This window comes from Fluviicola sp., from assembly GCF_030151805.1.
GTDB lineage: Bacteria > Bacteroidota > Bacteroidia > Flavobacteriales_D > Crocinitomicaceae > Fluviicola.
In genome coordinates, this window is sequence record NZ_JASLCN010000217.1 from 1 (window position 1) to 7,983 (window position 7,983).

7 protein-coding genes and 1 pseudogene are annotated in these 7,983 nt (G+C 41.4%); 3 read left to right on the plus strand and 5 right to left on the minus strand.

Annotated features, from left to right (window positions below):
* Both Q1V93_RS08225 and Q1V93_RS08230 read right to left on the minus strand, forming a co-directional pair.
* Positions 1-343, minus strand: a pseudogene (locus Q1V93_RS08225) (hypothetical protein); the annotation flags it as partial.
* Positions 336-752, minus strand: coding sequence for a thioesterase family protein (locus Q1V93_RS08230; protein WP_300663645.1), 417 nt, complete (start codon positions 750-752; stop codon positions 336-338). The gene Q1V93_RS08230 and the pseudogene Q1V93_RS08225, both read right to left, overlap by 8 nt.
* Before the next feature lie 431 nt (positions 753-1,183).
* On the opposite strand from Q1V93_RS08230, the gene dnaA reads away from it, so the two are divergent.
* From dnaA to Q1V93_RS08245, 3 genes are all read left to right on the plus strand, one after another.
* On the plus strand, positions 1,184-2,614 hold the full coding sequence (gene dnaA / locus Q1V93_RS08235) for a chromosomal replication initiator protein DnaA (protein WP_124745203.1): 1,431 nt from the start codon (positions 1,184-1,186) through the stop codon (positions 2,612-2,614).
* Between the two features lie 220 nt (positions 2,615-2,834).
* On the plus strand, positions 2,835-3,467 hold the full coding sequence (locus Q1V93_RS08240) for a YigZ family protein (RefSeq protein ID WP_300663648.1): 633 nt from the start codon (positions 2,835-2,837) through the stop codon (positions 3,465-3,467).
* On the plus strand, positions 3,451-4,389 hold the full coding sequence (locus Q1V93_RS08245; protein ID WP_300663650.1) for a M20/M25/M40 family metallo-hydrolase: 939 nt from the start codon (positions 3,451-3,453) through the stop codon (positions 4,387-4,389). The genes Q1V93_RS08240 and Q1V93_RS08245 overlap by 17 nt, the downstream gene beginning before the upstream one ends.
* Here Q1V93_RS08245 and Q1V93_RS08250 read toward each other — a convergent pair whose 3' ends face one another.
* The 3 genes from Q1V93_RS08250 to Q1V93_RS08260 form a co-directional block, all read right to left on the minus strand.
* The gene (locus Q1V93_RS08250; protein ID WP_300663652.1) at positions 4,390-4,770 is read right to left on the minus strand and encodes a hypothetical protein; all 381 of its coding nucleotides are present in this window, start codon (positions 4,768-4,770) and stop codon (positions 4,390-4,392) included.
* Positions 4,771-4,773: 3 nt separating this feature from the next.
* The gene (locus Q1V93_RS08255; protein ID WP_300663654.1) at positions 4,774-5,997 is read right to left on the minus strand and encodes an NAD(P)/FAD-dependent oxidoreductase; all 1,224 of its coding nucleotides are present in this window, start codon (positions 5,995-5,997) and stop codon (positions 4,774-4,776) included.
* Between the two features lie 161 nt (positions 5,998-6,158).
* Positions 6,159-7,983: C25 family cysteine peptidase (locus Q1V93_RS08260; protein ID WP_300663656.1), on the minus strand; the 1,825-nt coding region annotated here is incomplete at its 5' end.

The following is a 7,983-nucleotide window of genomic DNA, read 5'->3' on the forward strand; positions in this document are numbered from 1 at the left end:
CATCCACCAAGGCATTCGAAAGCACTTCAATTACCTCTGAAGCCTCAACAAATCCGTGAATACAAATGGAATTCCCGTTCAGAAACTGATTGGACTGCACTCCCAAAAAGCGCGTTATAAACGCATCGAAAGCACGATCAGAACCACCTTTTCCACCATTCAATCGCGGACCGATATCTTCTTTCACTCCCAAAACATGGAATTTCTTTTCTTTCCATTGCTCTGATTTTCCACGAAACAATACATTCTGCCCGATCCGGATCTCTCCGTCACGTTCCGAAAGCCATTGCTTCAAATGACTTTCTTCCGGAAGCTGTAATCTAAAATAAGTCGATTCAAACATGATGCTTCTCCATTAATTCAACAAAAGCAGCTGGCGGCGCAATCGGCCTCATATTTTCTTTCGATACAAAAACCAGCGTTGTTTTCGCTTTGCTGATGCATTCCTGTTTTTCGTTGTATAACGCATACTCAAAAAACAAGCGCGGTCCTTTCAATTCGGTAATCGCCGTTACAACCGTCAATTCATCATCATACAAAGCCGGTTTGAAATAATCCACTTCGAAATGGCTAACCGGCAGCATCACACCACTTTCCTCCAATTCGCGATAGCTCATTCCAAGTGAACGCATCGCTTCCACTCTCCCCACTTCAAAATAAGCTGCATAATTTCCATAATAACAATATCCCATCTGATCGGTTTCGCCATATCTTACACGAACCTTTGTCGGAAATTCGAAGGAAGTCTTCATGTACTTTTTTCTTGAAAATATTTTTTGCTAAATGTCGTAACTATTTTTAGATTTAAGAGTAGAAAAATATCAGGGGCTGACGTATATTTTGAAAACATTAAATGAATGTGAATGCGATCTAATTTTGTACCTTTGATTAAGAACAATTTATTTAGTTTAAATACCAAAATTTAACATTTAGCTATGAAAATTGGTTATTCATCGAACTATCAACAGGTTTTAAGAAAATTAGAAGCCGATATTAAAGGATTACTTCAATACAATGCAAAACTTTTCAAATAATCAACCCCTAAAGAACTTTTTTTTTCACTTTTTTATGTAAATATTTGCTCACTCAAATAATTCGACTGCTTAACAGTTAAGCTATGAATCTATTACGCTGATTATTTTTTTATTAACAAATTATTATAAACTTTTAAATACCCTGCTAAATGAGTGCCAACCATGACGCTATTTGGAATTCCTGTCTGAAAGTTATTAAAGACAATCTGCCGATTCAAGCCTACAAGACTTGGTTCGAGCCGATTGTACCTGTGAAGCTCGAAAACAACGTTCTGACAATACAAGTTCCATCTCACTTTTTTTACGAATGGTTGGAAGAACATTACATCACTTTATTGAAGAAGGTGATTAAAAAAGAACTTGGCCAGGAAGGGCATTTGGAATACAGCATTGTAATGGAAAATTCCGCAAGCAATTCAAATCCTTACACGGTGAAACTTCCGGCTTCCAATAAGAAAGCGGTGAAGAATGCACCTGTGAACATGCCTTTAAACATCAGCGATAACCCGATTAAAAACCCGTTTATCATTCCGGGATTGAAAAAGGTAAACGTGGATTCAAACCTGAATCCTGCTTATTCTTTTGAGAACTTTGTGGAAGGTGACTGTAACCGTTTGGCACGTTCTGCCGGATATGCCGTTGCAAACAAACCGGGAGGAACAGCTTTCAACCCGCTTTTGATTTACGGTGGTGTTGGTTTGGGAAAAACGCATTTAGCGCATTCAATCGGTATCGGTGTAAAGAATCAGTTTCCAAATAAAACAGTTCTTTACGTTAGCTCTGAAAAATTTGCGCACCAGTTTATTGATGCGGTTCGTAATCAGACAACCAACGACTTCATCCATTTTTATCAGATGATCGATGTATTGATCATTGATGATGTGCAGTTCTTCTCCGGAAAAGAGAAAACACAGGATGTATTCTTCCATATCTTCAACCATTTACACCAGAATGGAAAACAGATCATTTTGACTTCGGATAAACCACCGGTTGAAATGCAGGGAATGGAGCAGCGTTTGCTTTCCCGCTTCAAATGGGGATTATCTGCTGATCTTTCTACTCCGGATTTGGAAACGCGTATCGCGATCATGGAGAAGAAAATGTACGGAAGCGGAATCGAACTTCCACGTGAAGTAGTTGAATACCTTGCATACAGCATCAACACGAATATTCGTGAGATGGAAGGTGCTATGACTTCATTATTGGCTCAGGCTTCTTTGAACAAAAAAGCAATTACGCTTGATTTGGCAAAGCAAATGATTGATAAGTTTGTGAAAAACACTGCCCGTGAGGTTTCCATTGATTACATCCAAAAAGTAGTTTGCGATTATTTCGACTTACCAATTGAGATGCTGAAATCAAAAACCCGTAAGCGCGAAGTTGTTCAGGCTCGCCAGATCTCTATGTACTTCTCCAAGAAAATGACCAAATCATCTTTGGCAAGTATCGGAGCGCATTGCGGAGGAAAAGACCACGCAACGGTACTTCACGCTTGCAGAACCGTTATTAATCTTTCAGAAACGGATAAACAGTTCCGTGTTTACCTGGAGGACCTTGAAAAGAAATTGACAATTCAATAAATAATCAAATGGCTTTCTTAATGGAAGCCATTTTTATTTGTATCTATCTCATTTTCAGACTCGTCCCAATATTGGGAAATTGGGTTTTTGGGAATTCCCAAAAACCTGAAATACACTCTTCTCATCAAGGAAAACCGGACATTCTAAATGCTCCTAAAAACAAATCACCCTCCCTCATCGGACAACTTCATTCACATTCTTCGTATCTTTGTCACTTATCATGTCGGAAAGTAAGTTTAGAACGATCACAGAAACAAGCGAAGGATTTTACAAAGAAAAAGGATCCAAGTTTCTGGCATTCGCTATTCCGTGTAAAACGGAAGATGAAATCAAGGAACATATTCAACGACTGAGAAAAGAACATTACCAGGCCGTTCATGTTTGTTCTGCTTTTCGCTTAGGAAGCGATAAGAAGCGTTATCGTGCAAGCGATGATGGTGAACCTTCGAATTCTGCCGGAGCTCCGATCCTGGGACAAATTCAATCCTTCGACCTGACAAATGTTTTAATTGCCGTTGTGCGTTATTACGGCGGGATTAACCTGGGAGTCGGTGGATTGATTCATGCCTACCGCACTGCATCGAAAGAGGCTTTAGAAAACGCTTCGATCATTGAACAGGAAGACGAAATACTCATCAGTATTCGTTACAGTTACGATGAAATGCCACAGGTCATGGGAGTTTTAAAAAACAGTCCGGCAAAAATTGTACTGCAGGATTTCCAGCTTTCCTGTAAATTAGACATCCAGATTCCTGTTTCGGAATTAAACATTCTCGATCAAATCTCTGAATTGAACCTCCTGCTTCCGGAGGAAAAACACATTATAATTGAAAACCATGGAATTATCCAATAGCGAATTACTTCAGGAATTAATCAGCATTCAAGGCGTTGCAAGCGATGAATCGAATATCAAATCGTTTATCAAAGAATATGTCCGCGAAAATGCGTCAAAATGGAAATCCAAACCCCATATCATTGATGGAACCGGCTTCCAGGATGCATTGATCCTTGTGTTCGGAGCTCCAAGAACTGCTGTTTATGCGCACATGGATACTATCGGTTATTCCGTAGGATATGAAAATGAACTGATCCGCGTTGGCGGACCGAAAAATATCGACGGAACGTTGCTTGTGGGGAAAGACTCTCAGGGCGATGTGGAAGGAGAATTGATGATTTTTGAAAATGAATCCGGGCAGCAGCGTATTCAATTGTTAAGCAATCGCATAGTTGAACGCGGAACGCTACTTTCCTTCAAACCGGATTTCAAAGAAACCAAAGAATACATCCAATCTCCTTATCTCGACAACCGTTTGGGAGTTTATGTTGCCCTTCAACTGGCGGAAACATTGGAAAACGGAGCAATTGTTTTTTCGACCTATGAAGAACATGGAGGAAATTCGGTTGGAGCATGTGCCAAATACCTGATGAACAACTACGATGTTTTTAAAGCATTGATTTGCGACATTACCTGGGTCACGCACGGAGTTGTTCACAAAGGCGGAGTAGCAGTTTCCATGCGCGACAGTATGCTTCCGAGAAGAAAATACCTGAACAAGATTATTTCGATTGCACAGGAATCCGGAATCAAGTATCAATTGGAAGTGGAATCTGCAGGTGGAAGTGACGGTTCTGTGCTTCAGAAATCAGATCTTCCCATCGACTGGTGTTTCATTGGTGCTCCGGAAGACAATGTGCATACTCCCAAAGAGAAGGTCTACAAGAAAGATATTGAATCCATGATCAGTTTGTACCGCGTATTGATGAACCAATTGTAATTAGCGAACCACAAAGGCTTCAACAATTTCGATTTGTCCGTATTTCGTGCAGCCCCAGGTTGCCGGTCGTCCTCTTCTGTACTTTAGTTTTAAGCGAAGTCCGTCTACCTCAAACTTTGAGTCAAGGTTTGTCGGGTTAAAATACAGGCTAAAACCTTCATGTATCGTAATATCAACTACATATCCACAATTTAAGCTCCGAACCACCCCTAAATGATATGATTTTGTAACCGTATCATTGGCATACGGAACTTCGTCCACGACTTCTTCCACCCTGGTTTTGCGCTCTGTTTTTGGAGGTTCAACAACAGCTGCACTGTTCTTTGGAGACTTACATGAAACCATCAATCCCAATACCAGGAATAAAACTATCCGAATCATTTTCTACTTATTTTGTAATACATTTTGCCCGGCAATTGCCGCAGTTGTCCAAGCAGCCTGGAAGTTGAATCCACCGGTTACTCCGTCAATATCCATTACCTCTCCTGCAAAAAAGAGGCCGGGATATTTCTTCGACTCCATGGTTTGAACATTGATTTCATTCAAATCAATTCCGCCGGCTGTTACAAATTCTTCCTTGAAAGTAGTTTTTCCTTCCATCGAATACAAATCATTCATTAAAACCTCCAGCAATTTATTCTGATGCTTTGCAGTCAGTTCAGAACATTTGAAATGAGCCGGAATTCCCGCTTTTTCAATTAAATATGTCCACAAACGCGTTTTGATCTCATAAAGCGGTGCATTCGTGACCAATTTATTGGATTTCACGAATTCCTGAATGATTTCACGAACCGTTTCCTGGCTTTCTTCTCCGGTCCAATTCACCGAAATTTTAGACTTATAGCCTTTTTGCTCCAGGATTCGTGCTCCGAAAGCAGAACATTTCAATACTGCCGGACCGCTCATTCCCCAATGAGTAATCAACAAAGGTCCGCCGGTCGACCATTTCTCACCTACAATCTTCACCTGCGCATTTTCCTGGACAATTCCCATCAATTCCTTAATCGCTTCGTTCGGCATATTGAATGTGAACAACGACGGAACGGGCGAAACAATCTTCAGATCAAAACCGTTCAGCAATTCGAATCCCGAAATTTTGGGTTGTCCGCCGGTTGTAAGAATTACCGATCGGGTAGAAAAAGTCATTTCGGGTGTTTTCACTTCGAAGCGTCCGGATTCCAACTTGCGGATAGATTCTACCCGCTGATTCAACAACAAATCCACTCCGTTCTGTTTCATTTCTCCCAAAAAGCAATCAATAATTGTTTGTGAATCGTTGCTTAAAGGAAAATAACACCCATCAGGATATAATTTCAATGGAACTTTTCGCTGTTCCAGCCACGCTTTCATATCGTTACTCGAAAACTGGTAAAATGCTTTTTTCAGAAAACGCTCTCCTCTCGGATAATGCTTCGACAATGCGGCCGGTTCGGAAAGGACATTCGTTACATTGCACCTTCCTCCTCCGGAGATTTTCACTTTCGCAAGCGGTTTGATCCCCCGTTCCAAAACGGTAATTTTAGCTCCTTTGAATGATTCAGATGCACGAATTGCAGCAAAGCAACCCGCAGCTCCCGCTCCAACAACTAAAATATCCAGTTCTTTCATGAGGCAAAGGTAAGGACAAAAAAAGACCTTCCGTTGGAGGAAAGTCTTTTGATTTTTTCGAAACTTATTCTGTCTGATTTCACACACCAGGTTGCATGTTCGCGGTCCCGATAGTATCGGGAAGGAACAGCCCTTTATCCATCAATGTTTCAGCGCATTTTTTAATGCAAAATCTGAATGTGTTTACGCGTACTCTGTCCTTTCGAATTCATCTCAAGAATATACGATCCTGAACGAAGTGAAGCCGTTCCGATTGATACTTGATCTCCATTCATTTCCTGGTTCAAAACAGTTTTTCCATCCAAACTGATAATTCGAACGGTTTCAACCATTCCATGTACAACCTTCAGGTTCAATTCATTGTTTGCCGGATTCGGGTAGATCTCAAATGTAAGTTCCTGCTCTTCCAGCCCCAAAGGTCCGTCAGCAACCTGAACTGTATTCTGGTAAGTTGCGTAATTCTGTTTCGTTCCCGTTACCAGCAAATAATCATTTGTCGCCAATGCAGGAATGGTAATAATTGCTTGTCCTCCTGAAGCAATCGCTGATCCAAGAAGTATGTTGTTTTGTGAAATGGCTACCAAAGCACCTTCTACGTTACAGGAAACTGTTACTGAAGTTGTACTCAACGGCACATTCCCGGGATGATTCACCGACAAAGGTAACGTTTGCTTATTTCTGAACTGAGCGGAAGGGTCTCCGAACAAAACCCAGGTTTGCATCACTTCCTCCCCGCTTCCGGAAGGATATTTCTCCAACATGGATAGTTGCGAATTGTAGAACAAACCTCCCAAAGTTGTTTTGTGATTATTCGGATTCGTTTGTCCGATAATATCCGCCATTTCGTCCTGGGTCTGCATCGGTTCTGCCCATGCCATTAAAATAGATGAACCCGCAGCTCCGATTGCTCCGGAAGGTGTATTGTTTTTCGTAGCTCTGAGCCATGCTTCTGAAATGCAGGTTCCCGTCATAAATGTTCCGTTATTACAAGCTACTGAAATCACAAAAGGGTATTTTCCGTTATTTGTTGCCTGATTGATGTGTGTACTTTGGAAGTTTCCGCTTACGCACAAATTGACATCACCGTGTCCGGTGTAATTAAACAACCCGATTCCAGAATTGATTACTGGCAGAATGATGTTTGAATTCGGACTTCCGTTTGCATCGTTTCCACCATGAGAACCATCGTAAAACTCGGAAACTTCCGTATAGCCGTAATTCATCAAAACCGTTCTGATATTCCGAAGATGCTGCCAATCGGCTTCATTATCGTCACCAAAACCACCTCCTTCGTCCGATCCCAATCCGATTGCGCGCTCCATCCAATCACCCGCCATTGGATTTTTCTCGTATTCCAGCGTACGATTCACCATCGTCGTAATATTCGCTTCCGTTCCGGAAAAACGCCCCACGAATACTTCCGGATAAAAATCAGCCCCCGTAAGCTGTCCGTAATAAGAATCCGAATACAAATCTTCTCCTCCGGATATTCCATAGGTATGCGCAGGTACATCTGCGTGATCTCCTACCAACAAAACATATGTCAATTCAGGATGTGAAGAATAATAATTTTGAATGTAAGCTAAAATAGCAGCATCATTTGTTCCGGCGGTTACCGTAGAAACCAATGCCGTACGGATTCCTTTCTGATTTTTCCAGTTTACCAACGGAGTCACTTCATCCATCAGGTTGGGAGCAGAAATCACCAACATACTTCCACTTTCGCCCATTTGGGCATATTTCTCAGAGGAAGGATTGATTACAAACTGCTGCTGAACGGGTTTCAAAACCGGGTCGGGCTGACCGTTCAATTCATTTTGTCCCTGCACCTGTTCGTTGTATTTCACCTGGACATGAATGTTCTTATAGACAATTAGTTGTTTTGTAACCGGATTGTATTGATACGGAGAGACTTCAATAACAGACCCGCGCAAAGACCTCCAGATAAAAGGTGTTTTTGCCTCGGCAAAATTTCCGGGATAAAAT

Coding starts and splice junctions, on each gene's coding strand:
- Q1V93_RS08230 (WP_300663645.1), bottom strand. CDS start 752: ATGAAGACTTCCTTCGAATTTCCGACAAAGGTTCGTGTAAGATATGGC.
- dnaA (WP_124745203.1), top strand. CDS start 1,184: ATGAGTGCCAACCATGACGCTATTTGGAATTCCTGTCTGAAAGTTATT.
- Q1V93_RS08240 (WP_300663648.1), top strand. CDS start 2,835: ATGTCGGAAAGTAAGTTTAGAACGATCACAGAAACAAGCGAAGGATTT.
- Q1V93_RS08245 (WP_300663650.1), top strand. CDS start 3,451: ATGGAATTATCCAATAGCGAATTACTTCAGGAATTAATCAGCATTCAA.
- Q1V93_RS08250 (WP_300663652.1), bottom strand. CDS start 4,770: ATGATTCGGATAGTTTTATTCCTGGTATTGGGATTGATGGTTTCATGT.
- Q1V93_RS08255 (WP_300663654.1), bottom strand. CDS start 5,997: ATGAAAGAACTGGATATTTTAGTTGTTGGAGCGGGAGCTGCGGGTTGC.